We start from the raw sequence: 18,731 nt of genomic DNA, 5'->3' as shown, positions 1-18,731 counted from the left end.
ATGCCACGTTTTTCCGATATGACGAACCGCTGGGACCAATGGGTGCTGATGCGCTGCCCCCTGCTGTGGCAGCTGCGCCTGCACTGGTATCTGCCGCTGGCGCTGCTGTGGTGCGTGCTGGTGCTGGGCATCTGGATGCAGTGGATGGCCGAGCCGGCGCGCTGGATGGGCTCCCTGCCCGGCGTTGCGTCCACGGCCCCGCAAACGCCCGAGCAATTGGCACTGGACATCGGCTTCGTCGTGGCCTGGATCGTGGCGATCGGCCTGGCGCTGTGGTGGTTGCTGCGCGTGCGCATCCACAACCGCTGGCGCGAACACGCCCCCGTGGGCCGCTGGGGCCTGTGGTGGGAGTACCTGTGGGGAGCCTTGTTCCTATCGCTATTGTTCGCGCCTGCGATCGCCTTTTCGCCCATCTATGAAATGCGGATTCAGCGCCAATGGTCGGACACGGATGTCAGTGCACAGATCCAGACTGTCGAGCAAGTCGCCGCCCTGGAGGCGCTTGTCGCGCCACGCCAGGCGGCCATGCTCGTGGAATGGATACGTGTGCTGCGCGAGGAAGAGGTCGATCCGGCGAAGTACCCGAGCATCCAGGCCCTGGTCTGGTTGATGCGCGGAGACCATGCCGCGATTGCCGCGACACTCGAGCGCTACGGCCAGCCATTGCAGGCCAGAGGCTATGTGCGCCAGTCTGCCAGCTCCGCCCAGGACGAGGCGGAGCACCTGCTGGCCAGCTACCGCAGCGCGCTGCAATCCCCCCTGGCCGAGGAATGGCGCGCCTACTTGGCAGCGAACCCGGAACCAGGGAATGGCGAGAAGGCATCCAGAGCGCAGAACTCCAACTGCAAACCAGCCCTGGGTCGCAGCAGGCCTTTGGATCTGGAGCCGGATCCGCGCAAATGCTTCGGTACCTATCTGGCCCAGAGCAACCGTGAGTGGCTCATGCTGCTGGAGATGTTCGACAGCCGGTGGAGCCCGCTGCAGCATGTGCAATGGAAGCACGCGCGCTACGGCTTGGCCCTGCCGGCCTACCAGGAAAGCCATCTGCGGCGCGCTGACAGGTCCCGCGACGACGAATGGCCAAGGATGTCCCAGTTGCTGGCGGCCGCCAGCGCTGGCTTTTTCCTCGCCTTGGCCCTGGTGCTGGTGCGCCTGATGCCTGCCATGCAGCTGGTGGCCTGGGGCGCATGCCTGGTCCTGACCTTGCTTGGCAGCGTGCTGGCCGGGATGCTGGGAATCACCAACCTCTATGTGCTGGGGCTGTTTCCAGCCGCGCTGATATCGGTCGCCTGGCTGCGCATCCGTGTGCTCAAGCGCCCCTGGGCCGGCGCGGTGCTGCTGGCCCTGGGCATGTCGCTGGCCCTGATATGGCTCGCCGCCGCCTGGTCCAAGTGGTCCGCACTGCTGTTGCCCCAACCCGCCGGCAGCGCAGACCCTTGGACGGATACCCAGCACTGGCTGGACCTGCTGATGGGCGCGCCTGCCGTGGCAGCCAGCACGGCCATGCTCGTGGCCCTGCTGTCTCCGCTGTGGCGCCGATGGCGTGGCCTGCCCGAAAGGTGACGGAACAGCAAAGGACAGCTCAGGGACAGGTGCCCCCCGCGCGCATCGCATAGACTCGCGGCAATTCCATCCCCCTCCGAGCGCCCCATGACCCAAGCACCCGTCACCGCCGGCACGCCCTACGGCACCATCCCTCCCGCCTCGCCGCTGCCCCAGCGCCGCCCCGTGAGCCTTCCGCGCCTGGCGCAGATGCGCGAGGCCGGCGAGAAGATCACCATGGTCACCGCCTATGACGCCACCTTCGCGGCCGTGGCCGATGCGGCCGGCGTGGAGTGCATTTTGGTGGGCGATTCGCTGGGCATGGTCTGCCAGGGCCTGCACAGCACCGTGGGCGTGTCGCTGCAGGACATGTGCTACCACACGGCCAGCGTGGCGCGCGGCCTGCACCGCGTGCAGGGCACGGCCTGGCTGATCGCCGACATGCCCTATGGCAGCTATGCAGAAAGCCGCGAGCAGGCCATGCGCAGCGCCTGCGAGCTGATGCAGGCCGGCGCCCATATGGTCAAGCTCGAAGGCGGCGGCTGGACCGCGCCCACCGTGCAATTCCTGGTCGAGCGCGGCGTGCCCGTCTGCGCCCACCTGGGCCTGACGCCGCAGACCGTGCATGCGCTGGGCGGCTACCGCGTCCAGGGCAAGAGCGACGAGGGCGCGGCCACGCTGCGCCGCCATGCGCTGGAGCTGCAGGATGCAGGCGCCTCCATGCTGGTGCTGGAGATGGTGCCGGCACAGCTGTCGCGCGAGCTCACGGCCGAGCTGCCGCACTGCCACACCATCGGCATCGGCGCGGGCAGCGGCACGGCCGGCCAGGTCCTGGTGCTGCACGACATGCTGGGCGTGAACCTGGGCAAGATGGCCCGCTTCGTGCACAACTTCATGGCGGATGCGGGCAGCGTCAAGGGCGCCTTCGAGGCCTATGTGCATGCCGTGAAGAACGGCAGCTTCCCCGACGACAGCAAGCACGCCTGGTAGTCCGGCAGGCTGCACGATCCGTTTTTCCGCTTTCCGCTTCCCGCTTCCCGTTCCCCCGTTTTCCCATGCAAATCGTCCACTCCATCGCCGACCTGCGCGCCATCCTGTCGAGCAAGGGCCGCCCCGCCTTCGTGCCCACCATGGGCAATCTGCACGACGGCCACCTGTCCCTGGTGCGCGCCGCGCGCCAGCACGGCGACATTGCCGTGGCCAGCATCTTCGTGAACCGCCTGCAGTTCCTGCCGCACGAGGATTTCGACAGCTATCCGCGCACCTGGGAGGCCGACTGCGCCAAGCTGGAGGCCGAAGGCTGCGACCTGCTGTTCGCCCCGCGCGAAGCCGATCTCTACCCCGAGCCGCAGACCTTCAAGATCCAGCCCGACGCGCAGTTGGCCGACATCCTCGAAGGCCATTTCCGCCCCGGCTTCTTCACGGGCGTGTGCACCGTGGTGATGAAGCTGTTCTCGGCCGTATTCTTCGCCAGCGGCGGCGGAACGGCCGTGTTCGGCAAAAAGGACTACCAGCAGTTGATGGTGATCCGCCGCATGGTCGAGCAGTTCGCCCTGCCCGTGAACATCGTGGCCGGAGACACGGCGCGCGCCGACGACGGCCTGGCGCTGAGTTCGCGCAACGGCTACCTGAGCGACGACGAGCGGCAGCAGGCCATGGCGCTGTCGCTGGCGCTCAAGCAACTGGCCGATGCCGCGCGTGCGGGCCAGGCGCCGCTGGCCGAACTGGAAGCCTGGGCCATGCAATCCCTGGCCGCCCAGGGCTGGGAGCCCGACTACCTGACCGTGCGCCTGCGCCGTGACCTGCAGCCGCCCGCCGAGGGCGCGCAACTGGCCGGTGCACCACTGGTGGCCCTGGGCGCCGCGCGCCTGGGCAAGACCCGCCTGATCGACAACCTGGAGTTCTGATCCAGCGCAAAACCCTGGCGGCCATGGCGGTCCAAGCTGGATGCCATGGCCAAGAAATTCCCCATCCACCCCGCCCATCCCGAGCGCACCTGCTGGGGATGTGACCGCTACTGCGCCCGCGACGAGCTGGCCTGCGGCAACGGATCGGACCGCACACAGCACCCGGTGGAGATCTTTGGCGACGACTGGATGGAGTGGGGCCTGCCGCCCGAGCCCGCTGCAGACAAGGCTCCCGGCCTGGACAGCGCGGCGCGCTGAGACCGCACCCCGCCCTCTGCCCTCAGCCGACCGCGGCCACCTCGGCGGCGAGCGCCTCCACCAGCCACTGCACCTCGGCCACGGCCGGCCGGTGCAGCGGCAGCAGCGCATGGACCTGGAAGGGAATGGAAAACGCCAGCGGCCGCACCACCAGCTGCGGCCCGGCGCAGGCACTCGCCGTCAGCGGATTGACGATGGCCACGCCCAGACCGTGCTGGACCATGGCGCAGACCGCCACGGCGCTGTGGGTCTCCAGGTGCAGCTGGCGCTGCACGCCGGCCTGCTCGAACACGGCATCGATCTGCTGGCGATAGGGATCGTCGCGCGCCAGGCTGACAAAGCTTTCCCCGGCAAAGTCAGCCACCTCCAGCACCGGCCTTGCGGCCAGCGCATGGCCTGCGGGCAGCACGGCCACCTCGTCCATGGCGGGCAGCGCAAGGGCACGCGTGCCCGGAGGCGCCTCGGCCAGTTCGGCCAGGCCCAGGTCGTAGCGCTGGGCGGCCATCCACTCCTGCAGCAGCGGCGCCTCCTGCGTGGCCACGCTGACGGCCACTGGGCCGTGCTCCGCATGCAGGCGCGCCAGCGCTGCGGGCAGCAGCGCATGGCTGAGGGCGGGCAGGCACAGCACGTTGATGCGCGCCTGGTGCGGCCGGCCCAGGGCCAGCGCATGCTCGACCACGCGGTCCAGACCCTGCCAGCTGCGCTGCACCTCGGCCCACAGCGAGAGGGCGCGTGCCGTGGGCCGCAGCCGACCCTGGGCACGCTCGAACAGCGCATAGCCCAGCAGGCTCTCCATCCGCGCCAGTTCGCGGCTGACGGTGGGCTGGGAGCTGAACAGCATCTGCGCCGCCGCCGTGGCGCTGCCGCTGAGCATGAGCGCGCGAAACACCTCCAGGTGGCGGTGGGAGATGCGGGGCTCGGGGGACGTGTGCGGCAGCGCGGGGTCTTGCATGGCCAAAGCATATCCAAATCAAATAGACACCATAAGAACAAGCATTGGACTGAATGACTCCCATCCGCCATCATGCGCGGCAGTTCCCCTGAAAGAGACACCATGTCCAATCCCTTCTCGCCCGCCCAGCTCTGGGCCCTGGCCGACCAGCACGGCACGCCGCTGTGGGTCTATGACGCCGCCACCATCCGCGCGCGCATCGCCCAGCTCAAGGCCTTCGACACCATCCGCTTTGCGCAGAAGGCCTGCTCCAACATCCACATCCTGCGGCTGATGCGCGAGCAGGGCGTGAAGGTGGACGCCGTCTCGCGCGGCGAAATCCTGCGCGCCCTGGCCGCCGGCTACGCAGCCGGCCATGGCGACGACCTGCACAGCGACATCGTGTTCACCGCCGACGTGATGGACGAGGCCACGCTGGCCTGCGTGGCCGAGCACAAGGTGCCCGTGAATGCCGGCTCCATCGACATGCTGCACCAGCTGGCCCAGGCCTCGCCCGGCCATCCCGTGTGGCTGCGCATCAACCCCGGTTTTGGCCACGGCCACAGCAACAAGACCAACACGGGCGGCGAGCACAGCAAGCACGGCATCTGGCACAGCGACCTGCTGGCGGCGCTGCAGGCCATCCGCGACGGCGGCCTGAAGCTGGCCGGCCTGCACATGCACATCGGCTCGGGCGTGGACTACGGCCACCTGCAGCAGGTCTGCGGCGCCATGGTCGAGCTGGTGCGCGCCACCCGCCAGGCAGGCCATGACCTGCAGGCCATCTCGGCCGGCGGCGGCCTGTCCATTCCCTACCGCGATGGCGACGCCACCATCGACACCGCCCACTACCACGGTCTGTGGGATGCGGCACGCAAGGACGCCGAGGCCATCGTGGGCCATGCGCTGGGCCTGGAGATCGAGCCGGGCCGCTTCCTGGTGGCCGAGTCGGGCGTGCTGCTGGGCCAGGTGCGCGCCACCAAGAACGCGGGCAGCAACCATTTCGTGCTGGTCGACACGGGCTTCAACGAGCTGATGCGCCCTTCCATGTACGGCAGCTGGCACGGCATGGAAGTGCTGCGCCGCGACGGACAGGCCATGCCCCTGCGCGATGCCGTGGTCGCCGGCCCGCTGTGCGAATCGGGCGACGTGTTCACCCAGGGCGACGGCGGCGTGGTGCTGCCGCGCGCGCTGGCAGGCGCCTCGGTGGGCGACCTGCTGGTCATCCATGACACGGGGGCCTATGGCAGCTCCATGTCCAGCAACTACAACACGCGCCCGCTGGCCGCCGAGGTGCTGGTCGATGGCGACAGCGCGCGCCTCATCCGCCGCCGCCAGACGGTGGAGGAACTGCTGGGTCTGGAGCTGGGCCTGTAACTGGGCCTGTAACTGGGCATGTAGCGCGCCAGGCGCCAGGATTTCTGACGCAAAAAAGCCCCGGGGCCTTCCACCCCCGGGGCTTTTTCATCGCCGGGCCGCCCCAAGATGAAAAGCGGCCCCCTCGGGGGGCAGTGGACCTTGCGCAGCAAGTGTACGTGTCAAGGACATGGGTAACAACTCAGCTCACAGACATGGGTAACACTTCAAGCTCACATAGTCCTTCTGGGGTCCTCGCACATCCTCTTCGTTGAAGCAGCCCAGTCGCACCGGCCCCAGATACACATCCCACTGGCCAGCGGCCACCTCCTGCATCCCGATCCACTGCCCCGCCAGCAGGTAGCCTATGTAGACCCGCAGCGCTCGCCAGTAAATCAGGCCGTTGTGGCTGACTCGAACTCGTTCCCAATGCTTCGGGTACTGCAGCTCGGGTAGCTTTGAGGGGTATGGCCTGGCCGAGTCGCTGTAGTGCTGGGCCGGCATGCTTTGCTGCAAGGCCTCATGCGGGCGCTGCTGGTTGTAGTGCTCCACAAAGGCATCGAGCTGCATCTGCAATGCCGCTTTGTCCGCCGCAGGCTCTTTGCCCAGGGCATGCTTGAGCGTGCGGTGCATCCGCTCGTGGCGACCGTTTTGCTGTGGCTTGCCCCTCTCGATGCGCTCCGGCCTGATGCCCAGCCTTATCCACCATATCGCCAGGCGTGACAGGCCCGCCACGCCAGTAGTCGCGAACGGCGGACCGTTGTCACTGCGTATGCGCTCGGGCAGTCCGTATTGCCGAAACACCTGTTCAAAGCTGCGTTTGGCATCCTCGTAGTTGGGGCTGTCGTAGACATGCACGGCCAGCAAATAGCGGCTGGCGTGGTCCATGATGGTCAATGGATAGCACCAGTGACCATCGGCTGTCTTGAACTGGCCTTTGTAGTCTGCACTCCATTGGGCTGCTTGCTCGTTCGCAAGGGCTGGGCCGTAGGCACCGAGCGTCTGCGTACACGCCTGCTGCAAACAAGCCCCTCAGCCTTCAGCACGTTGTAGATGGTGGTTTTGCTGGGTGTCTCCTGTGGGCCCCAACGCTGCAGGAGCAAAGCGTGCAGCTTCTTGGGCCCCATCTGTGACCTTTGCTGCGTGCGCAACTCAATGATGGCCCGGCGCTGTGCATAGCTGATCGCCTGATTGTTCCCGTGGGGCCTGCGACTGCGCTCTTGCAATCCATCCATGCCCAGTTGGCGGTAACGCTCAACCCACTTGTAGGCCGTCTTGCGGCTGATGCCGTAGCGCCTGCACAGCTCGCTCAGCGGCACGCCACTGCGCAGATGGTCGGCTATGAAGAGCAGTTTCTCGTCCATGGGTGCGCACTCCTTCCAGGGCATGGTGATCGCTCCTTGGCTGCTGTTGGCTACAGCTGCCAAGCTTGGATCTGTTACCCATGTCCTTGTACTGATGTGTCACCTATGAGTGTGAGTCGTACCCAAGGGAAGCGTGTGGGCCATTTTTCATGGACACCGAAGAATCACTCGCCGCGCGGATCGCGCGCCATCAGGTGCTGCACGGCCTCGGCCGCCTGCAGCCGGCCATCCAGCAGCTCGACCACGGTTTCGGTGATGGGCATCTCCACATTCAGCAGCCGCGCGCGCGCCAGCACGGTGCGCGCGCTGTACACGCCCTCGGCCACATGGCCCAGCGAAGCCACGGCCTGCTCAAGCGTGCGGCCCTGAGCCAGCAGCAGGCCCACCTTGCGGTTGCGCGACAGGTCGCCCGTGGCCGTCAGCACCAGATCGCCCAGGCCGGACAGGCCCATGAAGGTCTCGGTGCGCGCGCCCAGGGCCAGGCCCAAACGCGTCATCTCGGCCAGGCCGCGCGTGATCAGTGCGGCGCGGGCGTTCAGGCCCAGCTGCAGGCCGTCGCACAGGCCGGTGGCAATGGCCAGCACGTTCTTCACGGCGCCGCCCACCTCCACGCCCACGATGTCGGCATTGGCATAGACGCGCATGGCGCCGCCGTGGAAGGCGGCCACCAGGGCGTCATTGACCTGGGCATGGCGGCTGGCCGCCACCAGGGCCGTGGGCTGGTGGCGTGCCACCTCGGCCGCGAAGCTGGGGCCGCTGAGCACGCCGCACAGCAGATCGGGCGCCACCTCGGCGCAGACCTCGTGCGCCATCAGTCCATGGGCCGCGGCCGAAGCGCCTGCGGGCACGGCCTCGAAACCCTTGCACAGCCAGGCCACGGGTGCGGGCACATGCTGCAGCCGGCCCAGCCATTCGCGCAGGGCAGCCATGGGCGTGCCGATCACGATCAGGTCGGCGGCCGCCAGATGGCCGTCGATCTCGCCATGCACCACCTGCAGCGCGGCAGGCAGTGCCACGCCCGGCAGGTAGCGTGCGTTCTCGCCGCTGCCGTGCATGGCCTGCGCCTGGGCAGCGTCGCGCGCCCAAAGGGTCACGACACGCCCGTCACCGCGCGAGGCCGCGCTCATCGCCAGCGCCGTGCCCCAGGCGCCTGCGCCAATCACCACAATGTTCATATCTGCTCGACGTTGAAGAAGCGACGTTGATGAAAAAAAGAGGCCCTCGGGCCTCTTTTCTTGTACCACAGCGATGCGACGCGCCTGGGCGCAAATCACATCGTCCGGGAATGGACCGGCTTACTGCGGCAGCGAGTTGCCGTCCGCCTGGGCGGCTGCCTGCTGCTGCTCGTACATGGCCTGGAAGTTGATCTCGGCCAGGTGCACGGGCGGGAAGCCGGCGCGGGTGACCACGTCAGCCACGTTGCCGCGCAGGTAGGGATAGATGATCTGGGGGCAGGCAATGCCGATCACGCCACCCATCTGGTCTTCGGGCACGTTGCGGATCTCGAAGATGCCGGCCTGCTTGGCCTCGACCAGGAACACGGTCTTGTCCTGGATCTTGGTCTGCACGGTGGCGGTCACGGCCACTTCGTAGATGCCTTCGGCCACGGGAGTCGCCTCGACGCCAAGCTGGATGTCCACGCTGGGCTGCTCCTGCTCCAGCAGGATGGCGGGCGAATTGGGCTGCTCCAGCGACAGGTCCTTGAGGTAGACGCGCTGGATCTGGAAGACGGGAGTGTCCTGTTCGGCCATGGAATCAGTCTTTCTGGGCAAAAAACCCTGGTGCGGTGACCAGGGCATCAAAAAAATCACCAACAAAATGCCCGCTGCCAAGAGCTTGCGCAGCGGGCACCTGGGCCAGCATTATGCAGTGCCCGTGTTTCAGCTTTGCAGCAGAGGCACCAGACCGCCGTCGGCGTCCAGCGCCATCAGGTCGTCGCAGCCGCCCACATGGTGGTCGCCGATGAAGATCTGGGGCACCGTGCGGCGGCCCGTGCTCTGCATCATCACGTCGCGCGCGGCCGGATCGGTGTCGATGCGGATCTCTTCGATCTGCTCCACGCCCTTGGACTTGAGGATCTGCTTGGCCCGAATGCAATAGGGGCAGACAGCGGTGGTGTACATCTTCACGGCTTGCATGTGCGTCTTTCTTCGAGTTTGCGGCGTGCCGCCGGCTGGCGCCCGGGGCGCGGAGCAGCGGCTTCCATCGCCGTCAGATGGGGGCGTCTCAGGCCTTTTCAACCGGCATGCCGGCATCGCGCCAGGCCTTCAGGCCACCGGCCAGGGCCTGGGCCTTTTCGTAGCCCAGCTTCTTCGCAATGCCTTCGGCACGGGAGGCGCGGTTGCCCTTGGTGCAGATCAGCACCAGCGGCAGCGCCTTGTTCTTCACGGTGGTGGGCAGCTTTTCCTCGAACTGGCTCAGCGGCACATTCTTGGCGCCGTTGGCATGGGCGGCCGCGTACTCTTCGGGCTCGCAGACATCGATGACCACGGCCTTTTGGCGGTTGATCAGTTGCACGGCCTGCGCCGCCGTCAGCGAGCCGCCGCCTGCGCCGCGCACGAGGGGCAGCAGCAGCATCACGCCGGAAGCCAGCGCGATCAGGATCAAATACCAGTTATCGATGATGAATTTCACGTCATTCCTTGGGTTGGCAAACCTGTCAATTCTAGAATGCTGGCTTTTGCCCCCGCGACAGCCCAGCTTTGTCGCATCGAGAGACTTAGAAAGCCGCCATGTACAAGCTCGTGCTGATCCGCCACGGTGAATCCACCTGGAACCTCGAAAACCGCTTCACCGGCTGGACCGATGTGGACCTGACCGCCACCGGCGTCGAACAGGCCAAGAACGCCGGCCGCCTGCTCAAGGGCGAGGGCTATGACTTCGACCTGGCCTACACCAGCGTGCTCAAGCGCGCCACGCGCACGCTGTGGCACACGCTGGACGAAATGGACCGCACCTGGCTGCCCGTGCAGCACAGCTGGCGCCTGAACGAGCGCCACTACGGTGGCCTGCAGGGCCTGAACAAGGCGGACATGGCCAAGCAATACGGCGACGCCCAGGTGCTGGTGTGGCGCCGCAGCTACGACACGCCGCCGCCGGCCCTGGAGCCGCAAGACCCGCGCAGCGAGCGCAGCGACGTGCGCTACGCCCAGCTGGACCCCAGCCAGGTGCCGCTGACCGAATGCCTGAAGGACACGGTGGCCCGCGTGCTGCCGTTCTGGAACGAGTCCATCGCGCCCGCCATCCTGTCCGGCAAGCGCGTCGTGGTCGCGGCCCACGGCAACTCCATCCGCGCGCTGATCAAGTACCTGGACGGTATCTCGGATGACGCCATCGTCGGCGTCAACGTGCCCAATGGCATTCCGCTGGTCTATGAGCTGGATGCCAATCTCAAGCCCATTCGCCACTATTACCTGGGCGATGCAGAAGCTGCCGCCAAGGCTGCAGCCGCCGTGGCCGCACAGGGCAAGGCCTGAGCCGGGCCCCCTTGAGGTGAGCGCCTGCTGCAGAAATTGCGCTTGCTGCGCCGTTTTTAGGGAACCACGCGGGCGCTTGCCTTTCCAAGCGGGTGTATATTGACGCGGTTAAAGGGGTGATATGGGCCAGAAAATCAAAATTGCCGGCTGGGTTTCCGTAGGCGTAATCGCCGGAGCACTGACCACGGTTTCCTTGCAGACCGTGGCCCGCGGTGCCATGACCCCGCTGCCGCTAGAAGAAATGCAGCAATTGGCGCAGGTCTTCGGCATGGTCAAGGCCAGCTACGTCGAGCCTGTCGATGACAAGAAGCTGATCACCGATGCCATCTCGGGCATGGTCTCCAGCCTCGACCCGCATTCGCAGTACTTCGACAAGAAGTCCTACAAGGAATTCCGCGAGAGCACGTCGGGACGCTTCATTGGCGTGGGCATCGAGATCACCTCGGAAGACGGCCTGATCAAGGTCGTCTCGCCCATCGAAGGCTCCCCCGCCTTCCGCGCCGGCCTCAAGACGGGCGACCTGATCACCAAGATCGACGACACCGCCGTCAAGGGCCTGTCGCTCAACGACGCCGTCAAGCGCATGCGCGGCGAGCCCAACACCAAGGTGCAGCTGACCATCCTGCGCAAGGATGAAAGCCGCAGCTTCCCCGTGACCATCACGCGCGAGGAAATCAAGACGCATTCCGTCAAGGGCAAGGTCATCGAGCCCGGCTACGGCTGGATCCGCCTGAGCCAGTTCCAGGAACGCACGGTGGACGATTTCGTGCGCAAGGTCGAGGAACTGTACAAGCAGGACCCCAACATGAAGGGCCTGGTACTGGACCTGCGCAACGACCCGGGCGGCCTGCTGGACGCTGCCGTCGCCATCTCGGCAGCCTTCCTGCCGCCGGATGTGACCGTGGTCTCCACCAACGGCCAACTCGCCGACAGCAAGGAAACCTACAAGGCCTCGCCCAGCTTCTATGCCCGCCGCGGCATGGGAGACCCACTGCAGCGCCTGCCGGCCTCGCTCAAGAAGCTGCCGCTGGTGGTGCTGGTCAACGAAGGCTCGGCCTCGGCCAGCGAAATCGTGGCCGGAGCCCTGCAGGACCACAAGCGCGCCGTCATCATGGGCAGCCAGACCTTCGGCAAGGGATCGGTGCAGACCGTGCTGCCGCTGGGTGCAAGCACGGAAACCGGCCTGAAACTGACCACGGCGCGCTACTACACGCCCAGCGGCAAGTCCATCCAGGCCAAGGGCATCGTGCCCGACGTGATGGTGGATGAGACGCCCGAAGGCGACCTGTTCGCCGCCCTGCGCATGCGCGAGGCCGACCTGGAAAAGCACCTGTCCAGCGGACAGGGCGCCGAGGTCAAGGACGAGGTGCGCGAGAAAGCCCGCGAGGAAGCCCGCAAGCGCCTGGAAGAGGAAGCCAAGAAGCCGCCGGCCGAGCGCCGCCTGCCCGAGTTCGGCACCGAAAAGGACTTCCAGCTGCAGCAGGCGCTCAACCGCCTCAAGGGCCAGCCCGTCATGGTCAGCAAGACCCTGACCGAGCGCGAGCCCGAGAAGAAGGAAAACTGACAGCGCGGCGCGGACCGGGTCCGCGCCTGCACCAAGCCGGGCCGCGCGCCCGGCTTTTTCACGTCTGGAGACGCGAATGAACGACGATCAACTGCTGCGCTACTCGCGCCACATCCTTCTCGACGAAATCGGCATCGAGGGCCAGGAGCGCATCCTGGCGGCGCATGTGCTCATCATCGGCGCAGGCGGCCTGGGCGCGCCCGCCGCGCTGTACCTGGGCTCGGCCGGCATAGGCCGCATCACCCTGGTGGACGACGATGCGGTGGACATGACCAACCTGCAGCGCCAGATCGCCCACACCACGGACCGCGTGGGCCAGCCCAAGGTGGAATCCATACGCACGGCCGTGCACGCCATCAACCCCGGCATCCGCATCGACTGCCGCCAGCAGCGCGCCGACGACGCCCTGCTCGACGAGCTCGTGCCGCAGGCCAGCCTGGTGCTGGACTGCACGGACAACTACCGCACGCGCCACATGATCAACGCGGCCTGCGTGCGACACAAGGTTCCCCTGGTGGCGGGGGCGGCCATCCGGCTGGACGGCCAGCTCATGGTCATGGACCCGCGCGACGAGAACTGCGCCTGCTATGCCTGCGTGTTCCCGCCCGATGCGCAGTTCGAGGAAGTGCAGTGCTCGACCATGGGCGTCTTCGCGCCCGTGGTGGGCGTCATGGGCACTCTGCAGGCGGCGGAAGCCCTCAAGCTGATCGCGGGATTTGGCACGCCTGCAACAAACCGCCTGACCATGTTCGACAGCCGCAGCCTGGATTGGAGTAGCATGCAAACCACTCGTGTACCGGAATGTCCCGTTTGCGGTAACAAGGCGTAGGAATCGGCTGACCTCCACGCCGATCCCTCACTGGCACAATCGCCCGCTGTCGCGCAGGACAATGGAGGCCGGGCTCCACCGGACTCCGATTGCCATCCGCGTCCCTATTGGATACAGCCGTGAAATTGCGCACCTATCTTGTTGAAGACAACCCTACGATCCGCGAGAACCTGATCGCCACGCTCGAAGAACTGGCCGATGTCGAGGCCGTGGGCATCGCGGAGACGGAGAGCGCGGGGACGGACTGGCTTCAGCAGAACCCCGACGCATGGGATCTCGCCATCGTCGACCTGTTCCTGCGCCAGGGCAGCGGCCTGGGTGTGCTCACTGCCTGCCGCGAGCGCCAGCCGCACCAGAAGATCGTGGTGCTCAGCAACTATGCCACCCCCGACATCCGCAGCCGCTGCGCCCAGCTAGGCGTGGATGCCGTCTTCGACAAGTCCAATGAAATCGACGCACTCATGGACTATTGCATGAATATCGATGCGGCGTCACTCAACCAACTCAAAACAGCCTGAACCCAAAGCACTGCATTTGATTTTTCACCAAAGAAAAAGGCTGCACGACTTGATAATCGTGCAGCCCGTATTTTCTATTGACTGAAAATCAATCGATCAGCCTGTTCTTCAGTGCGTAATACGTCAGATCGCTGTTGGAAGACAATCCCATTTTCTCCATGAGTCGCGTGCGATAGGTGCTGACCGTCTTTACGCTCAGTGAAAGCGACTTTGCAATATCACCTGCGGTTTCGCCACGCGCGAGCTTGAGGAAGACCTGGAACTCACGCTCGGACAGCTGTTCATGGGCTGGCGCGTCATCCTTGCGGTTGAGCTGCTGGGCCAGCAGGTCGGCCACGGCGGGCGTCAGGTAGCGGCGGCCCAGGGCCACGGTGCGGATCGCTTCGGCAATCTCCTGGGGATCGCATTCCTTGTTCAGGTAGCCGCTGGCGCCCTGGCGGATCAGGTTGATCGCGTAGTGCTCCTCGGGATAGCCGCTCAGGATCAGGATGCCCATGTCCGGCGCCTTGGCGCGCAGCATGGCCAGCGCGTCGATACCGCTTTGGCCGGGCATGGACAGGTCCATCAACAGCACGTCGATCTCGTGGGCACGCACCAGATCGATGGCCTCGCGGCCATTGGCGGCCTCACCGACTACACGCAGGTCCACGTGTTCCGAGAGAAACTGACGCAGGCCCGAGCGCACAATTGCATGGTCGTCCACAATGCCAATTCTGATCATGAATACCTCTTTTTCGGGGACCAGCGGGATCGCTGGTCGTGCAAACAATATATGGTAACGGCCGGCGCAGGAACTGCCCCGGCAGCCGATAACACGAATTATGCAGAATATCGGCGAAGATCTTGTAGGTGAGAGGATGCTTATGCGTTGGATAAATTTCCGAAGAATTGCGATCAGCCTGGCATTCGCCATCGTCGCGGCCGTGCTGCTGGTGAGCATTAACGAGGCCAGCTACAAGCGCTCCACCAAGGCGCTGGAGGCCATGACCCAGACCCAGAACACCCGCTCGGAGATCAGCCAGCTGCTGCGGCTGATGCTGGATGCGGAGACCGGCCTGCGCGGCTACCTGCTCACGGGCGAGGAGCGCTACCTGGAGCCCTACAGCAAGGCGATCACGGCCATCAACTACAACATGGACGAGCTGCGCCAGATCTTCATCTACGACCCGCAGGAGCTGGCGATCTTCACGCCGCTGGCGCGCCAGGTCGAACGCAAGATGAGCGAGATGGAACTCAGCCTGCGCCTGTACCGCCAGGGCAACGAGGAGGCCTGGCGCTTCGTCATGTTCACCGACGTGGGCATGGAGAACATGGACGCCATCCGCGACTACACGGGCAAGCTGCTGTCAGGCATAGACCAGCGCTCGGCCAAGAACCTGCAGGACATCGAGCACACGCTGTCGCTGTCACGCATAGGCATCGCCACGGTCACGGCCCTGGGCGTGCTGGGCTTTTTCATGTACCTGCGCCAGGCCCACGCGCTGCAGCAGGCCCACCAGCGCGAGCAGGAGATCCAGCGCGACGAGCGCAACCGCCTCGAAGCCCTGGTGCGCGAGCGCACGGCCACGCTGACGGAACTGGCCAACCACTTGCAGCAGGTGCGCGAGGACGAGCGCGGACACCTGGCGCGCGAACTGCACGACGAGCTGGGCTCGCTGCTGACGGCGGCCAAGCTCGACGTGGCGCGCCTCAAATCCAAGATCGACCTCAGCGCGCCGGACGTGGGCGAACGCGTCAGCCATCTGGTGGAGACGCTCAACAGCGGCATCGCCCTCAAGCGCCGCATCATCGAGGACCTGCGCCCCTCTTCCCTGTCCAACCTGGGCCTGACGACGGCGCTGGAAATCCTGGCGCGCGAGTTCGGCGAGCGCAGCGGCATCGAAGTCACGGCCAACCTGGAGCAGGTGGAGCTGCCGGAATCCACCCAACTCACGGTCTACCGCATCGTCCAGGAGTCGCTGACCAACATCGGCAAATATGCCAAGGCCAGCCATGTCCTGGTCTCCGTGCACAACTATCCGACCTATGTGACGGTGCAGATCCAGGACGACGGCGAAGGCTTCGAGACCTCGGCCATGCGCCCCAACTCCCACGGGCTGGCCGGCATGCGCCACCGCGTGGAGGCCGCAGGCGGCCGCCTGACCGTCTCGTCCGAACTGGGCAAGGGCACGGCGATCTCCGCCGTCATCCCGCTGGCGCCGATCTCCACGGACAAAAGCGCCGGTACGGTCGCCACCGCCTGAAGCGGCAGCATCCGCCATGCAAAAGCCCCTGCGCGCCCACGCGCCAGGGGCTTTTTTCATCGCCCGGCCGCCCCAAGATGAAAAGCAGCCCCCTCGGGGGGCAGCGGACCTTGCGCAGCAAGGGTAGTGTGGGGGCCATTTTCCAGGCGCGCCCCCGAATGGCCGCAGCCGGCGGCGGCTGCAAGCCCTGCGCAGCCGGAGCATTCCTACACTGCCCCCCCGCCTAACCCTGACGCCATGCCACGCCGGCCACCGTCAGATGCACCTTTGGCGGCTCAGTACAGTCGAACCCATGCAAACAGCACTTGGCCCATCCGCCCCGTGCCGTTTCTTGGAAACGAACAACCCAAGGAGTTTTACATGCTGCACTACGCCATCGTGTTCTTCGTCATCGCCCTGGTAGCCGCCATATTCGGTTTTGGTGGTATTGCGGCAGGTGCTGTAGGCATCGCCAAGATCCTGTTCTATATTTTCGTGATCATGGCTGTCGTCACCTTTGTGATGAGCCTGATCAAGAAGTAGCGGCGGCGCCGCCTTCAGCCCCCTGCCAGCCCAAGCCCGCTTACCGCGGGCAGCCAGCCCGGCAGCCCGACCGCCTTTCGCATTCATGCCAGTTTTGAGGAGATAGAACCAATGAGCCAAGCCGAGAAAGCCGTGAACAAAGCCGCCGATACCGCCAAGGACGTTGCCCAGGATGTCGCGGACGCCGCCAAGGAGGCCGTCAACACGACACGCCGCACTGCAGCGAATGCGCTGGACAACGCCGAGGAAGGTGTCCAGTCCATCGAGCGTGAACTGAACCCCGTCATCGATGACCTCGCGGCACGTGCCCAGGAACTGGCCACACGCGGCATCAACTTCTGCGCCGACAGCTCCGACCGCGCCCGCCGCCAGCTGCAATCGGCCACCGAGGCCACCACGCGCTACGTCATCGAGCAGCCTGGCCGCTCCATCCTGCTGGCTGCAGCCACGGGCGCTGCCCTGGCCACCGCGTTCTTCATGAGTTCCCGCTCGCGCAAGTGAGCTGCCGCCGAGTCCCCTGAGTTCCCTCGAGTACCGTTACCCTCAATTTTCTTGTCCAGGAAAGAACTGATCATGCAAAAGTACACCCGTGCCATCGCTTTCGCTCTCGTCGCCGGTGCCACCGTGCTCGGTACCACCGCCTGCTCCGTGGCCCGCGACCAGCAGTCCGTGGGTTCGTATGTGGATGACGCCGGCATCACCACTGCGGTGAAGGCCAAGATGGCAGAGGACAAGAGTGTCTCGGCCACTTCCATCAGCGTCGAGACCCTGAACGGCACGGTGCAGCTGTCGGGCTTTGCCAAGTCCGAATCGGAAAAGGCGCGCGCCGCCGAGATCGCCCGCACCACCAAGAACGTGCGTGAAGTGCGCAACAGCATCGTGGTTCGTCCCTGATGCAGGCCCCTGCGGGGGCTGATCCAAGTACAAGGCCGGAGACTTCCGGCCTTTTTTCATCCAGGGCTCCAACTGCCGCACGGTCCGCCGCGAGGATTGCCGACCATTGCAGCCGACGGCAGGTACGACCCCTTTCCACCGTGCGCCGGACATACGGCGTAAAGTGACCGACATGCGAGTCTTCAACTGCGATGCCTGTGGCCACCCGGTCTTCTTCGACAGCGTTCAATGCGTGCACTGCGGCGCCACCCTGGCCTTCCTGCCCGAGCGACTGCATGTGGCCTGCCTGCGCCCGGTTTCCGGCACGCGGGACAGCGTGCTGTGGGAGAGCCTGTCCTCGCTGACGAGCGGCAAGCCGCCAGGCCGGCTCTACAAGATGTGCAGCCACCGGGGTCCCGTGGGACAGTGCAACTTCGCCCTGCCCGCAGACGATCCCCATGCGCTGTGCGAGTCCTGCCGCCAGACACGCTGGCTGCCCGATCTGTCAGACCCGTCCAATGCGCTGCGCTGGACCCGGATCGAGGCCGCCAAGCGCCAGCTGTTCTACACGCTGGCCCGCCTGGGCCTGGGTCCCCGGCCTGGAGAGGATGGGCCGCGCTTCGAGCTGCTGGCCGACCTGCCGGGGCAGGCGCCCGTGATGACCGGCCATGCCAACGGCACCATCACGCTGAACGTGGTGGAAGCCGACGATGCCGAGCGTGCCCGGCGCCGTCAGGCCCTGCACGAGCCCTACCGGACGCTGGTGGGCCATCTGCGCCATGAATCCGGCCACTTCTTCTGGGACAGGCTGGTGGTGGGCGCGGGCCGTATCGAGGAATTCCGCCGCCTGTTCGGCGACGAGCGCCAGGACTATGGCCAGGCCCTGCAGAACTACTATGCGCGCGACCCGATGGATGAGCAGTGGCGCGACAACTTCGTCAGCGCCTATGCCACCTCCCACCCGTGGGAAGACTGGGCCGAAAGCTGGGCCCATTACCTGCACATGGTGGATCTGCTGGAGACTGCGGCCAGCTATGGCACCTGCATCACCATGCCTGGAGGCTCAGGGACAAGTACAGGCTCGGGCACGCAGCCGGCGCTGTGCGTGCAGGACCCTTTCGCGGTCCATGCACAGCCGGACTTCGGCACCATGCTGGACCAGTGGGTGCCGCTGACGCTGCTGACCAACAGCCTCAACCGCAGCCTGGGCCATGGCGATGCCTATCCGTTCGCCCTTTCGGCCGGGGCCAGGCGCAAGCTGGAATTCGTGCACGCCGCCGTGAATGCGAGCGCCACGCGGCAGGCTGCCTTCTAAGAAGGAACTGCGAGAGGGTCCTGGCCGCCCTTG

20 protein-coding genes and 1 pseudogene are annotated in these 18,731 nt (G+C 65.8%); 14 read left to right on the top strand and 7 right to left on the bottom strand.

Annotated features, from left to right (window positions below; all coding sequences use genetic code 11):
- The 4 genes from BO996_RS08695 to BO996_RS08680 all read left to right on the top strand — a co-directional run bounded on the left by BO996_RS08695 (position 1) and on the right by BO996_RS08680 (position 3,707).
- Positions 1–1,563 (top strand): hypothetical protein, encoded by a 1,563-nt coding sequence (locus tag BO996_RS08695; RefSeq protein ID WP_071954507.1) that lies wholly within the window; start codon positions 1–3, stop codon positions 1,561–1,563.
- A gap of 87 nt (positions 1,564–1,650) precedes the next feature.
- Positions 1,651–2,532, top strand: a complete 882-nt coding sequence (panB, locus tag BO996_RS08690; protein WP_012203749.1) for a 3-methyl-2-oxobutanoate hydroxymethyltransferase — start codon at positions 1,651–1,653, stop codon at positions 2,530–2,532.
- Positions 2,533–2,597: 65 nt separating this feature from the next.
- Complete coding sequence (gene panC, locus BO996_RS08685) at positions 2,598–3,449, top strand: pantoate--beta-alanine ligase (protein WP_012203748.1); 852 nt, start codon at positions 2,598–2,600, stop codon at positions 3,447–3,449.
- A gap of 45 nt (positions 3,450–3,494) precedes the next feature.
- Positions 3,495–3,707 carry a DUF3079 domain-containing protein gene (locus BO996_RS08680; protein ID WP_013803920.1) on the top strand — a complete coding sequence of 71 codons (213 nt, stop codon included), beginning with the start codon at positions 3,495–3,497 and terminating at the stop codon, positions 3,705–3,707.
- Between the two features lie 22 nt (positions 3,708–3,729).
- Here the strand turns inward: BO996_RS08680 and BO996_RS08675 are convergent, their stop codons facing one another.
- Complete coding sequence (locus BO996_RS08675) at positions 3,730–4,659, bottom strand: LysR family transcriptional regulator (RefSeq protein WP_071957055.1); 930 nt, start codon at positions 4,657–4,659, stop codon at positions 3,730–3,732.
- A gap of 102 nt (positions 4,660–4,761) precedes the next feature.
- Here BO996_RS08675 and lysA point away from each other — a divergent pair, with 102 nt between their 5' ends.
- Positions 4,762–6,015, top strand: a complete 1,254-nt coding sequence (gene lysA / locus BO996_RS08670) for a diaminopimelate decarboxylase (protein ID WP_061288232.1) — start codon at positions 4,762–4,764, stop codon at positions 6,013–6,015.
- A gap of 186 nt (positions 6,016–6,201) precedes the next feature.
- Here the strand turns inward: lysA and BO996_RS30035 are convergent.
- The 5 genes and pseudogenes from BO996_RS30035 to BO996_RS08645 form a co-directional block, all read right to left on the bottom strand.
- A pseudogene (locus BO996_RS30035) lies at positions 6,202–7,382 on the bottom strand (integrase core domain-containing protein).
- A gap of 140 nt (positions 7,383–7,522) precedes the next feature.
- Positions 7,523–8,533, bottom strand: a complete 1,011-nt coding sequence (locus BO996_RS08660) for an NAD(P)H-dependent glycerol-3-phosphate dehydrogenase (protein ID WP_013803923.1) — start codon at positions 8,531–8,533, stop codon at positions 7,523–7,525.
- Positions 8,534–8,653: 120 nt separating this feature from the next.
- The gene (secB, locus tag BO996_RS08655; protein WP_013803924.1) at positions 8,654–9,109 is read right to left on the bottom strand and encodes a protein-export chaperone SecB; all 456 of its coding nucleotides are present in this window, start codon (positions 9,107–9,109) and stop codon (positions 8,654–8,656) included.
- Between the two features lie 129 nt (positions 9,110–9,238).
- Complete coding sequence (gene grxC / locus BO996_RS08650) at positions 9,239–9,496, bottom strand: glutaredoxin 3 (protein WP_034390758.1); 258 nt, start codon at positions 9,494–9,496, stop codon at positions 9,239–9,241.
- An 88-nt stretch (positions 9,497–9,584) separates the two neighbouring features.
- Complete coding sequence (locus BO996_RS08645) at positions 9,585–9,992, bottom strand: rhodanese-like domain-containing protein (RefSeq protein ID WP_013803926.1); 408 nt, start codon at positions 9,990–9,992, stop codon at positions 9,585–9,587.
- 98 nt (positions 9,993–10,090) lie between these two features.
- Here BO996_RS08645 and gpmA point away from each other — a divergent pair, with 98 nt between their 5' ends.
- From gpmA to BO996_RS08625, 4 genes are all read left to right on the top strand, one after another.
- On the top strand, positions 10,091–10,834 hold the full coding sequence (gene gpmA / locus BO996_RS08640) for a 2,3-diphosphoglycerate-dependent phosphoglycerate mutase (RefSeq protein WP_071954506.1): 744 nt from the start codon (positions 10,091–10,093) through the stop codon (positions 10,832–10,834).
- A gap of 121 nt (positions 10,835–10,955) precedes the next feature.
- Positions 10,956–12,398: a S41 family peptidase gene (locus BO996_RS08635; protein ID WP_071954505.1), complete on the top strand. Its 1,443-nt coding sequence runs from the start codon at positions 10,956–10,958 to the stop codon at positions 12,396–12,398.
- Positions 12,399–12,474: 76 nt separating this feature from the next.
- Positions 12,475–13,227 carry a HesA/MoeB/ThiF family protein gene (locus BO996_RS08630; protein WP_012203738.1) on the top strand — a complete coding sequence of 251 codons (753 nt, stop codon included), beginning with the start codon at positions 12,475–12,477 and terminating at the stop codon, positions 13,225–13,227.
- A 119-nt stretch (positions 13,228–13,346) separates the two neighbouring features.
- Positions 13,347–13,745 (top strand): response regulator, encoded by a 399-nt coding sequence (locus BO996_RS08625; RefSeq protein WP_013803928.1) that lies wholly within the window; start codon positions 13,347–13,349, stop codon positions 13,743–13,745.
- A gap of 88 nt (positions 13,746–13,833) precedes the next feature.
- Here the strand turns inward: BO996_RS08625 and BO996_RS08620 are convergent, their stop codons facing one another.
- A complete protein-coding gene (locus BO996_RS08620; protein WP_012203736.1) occupies positions 13,834–14,466 on the bottom strand; it encodes a response regulator in 633 nt (210 codons plus the stop codon).
- A 142-nt stretch (positions 14,467–14,608) separates the two neighbouring features.
- Between BO996_RS08620 and BO996_RS08615 the strand changes: the two genes are divergently transcribed.
- From BO996_RS08615 to BO996_RS08595, 5 genes are all read left to right on the top strand, one after another.
- Complete coding sequence (locus BO996_RS08615) at positions 14,609–15,988, top strand: sensor histidine kinase (protein WP_013803929.1); 1,380 nt, start codon at positions 14,609–14,611, stop codon at positions 15,986–15,988.
- A 360-nt stretch (positions 15,989–16,348) separates the two neighbouring features.
- Positions 16,349–16,510 carry a DUF1328 domain-containing protein gene (locus BO996_RS08610; protein ID WP_013803930.1) on the top strand — a complete coding sequence of 54 codons (162 nt, stop codon included), beginning with the start codon at positions 16,349–16,351 and terminating at the stop codon, positions 16,508–16,510.
- Between the two features lie 111 nt (positions 16,511–16,621).
- Positions 16,622–17,011 (top strand): hypothetical protein, encoded by a 390-nt coding sequence (locus tag BO996_RS08605; protein ID WP_071954504.1) that lies wholly within the window; start codon positions 16,622–16,624, stop codon positions 17,009–17,011.
- Between the two features lie 72 nt (positions 17,012–17,083).
- Entirely contained in the window at positions 17,084–17,404 is a 321-nt protein-coding gene (locus BO996_RS08600; protein ID WP_013803932.1) for a BON domain-containing protein, read from the top strand.
- Positions 17,405–17,576: 172 nt separating this feature from the next.
- Positions 17,577–18,698 (top strand): zinc-binding metallopeptidase family protein, encoded by a 1,122-nt coding sequence (locus BO996_RS08595; RefSeq protein WP_071957054.1) that lies wholly within the window; start codon positions 17,577–17,579, stop codon positions 18,696–18,698.
- Positions 18,699–18,731 lie beyond the last annotated feature (33 nt).

The sequence above is a fragment of the Delftia sp. HK171 genome, from assembly GCF_001886655.1.
GTDB classification, from domain to species: Bacteria; Pseudomonadota; Gammaproteobacteria; order Burkholderiales; family Burkholderiaceae_C; genus Comamonas; species Comamonas acidovorans.
This window is presented reverse-complemented; position numbering and strand designations above follow the sequence as displayed.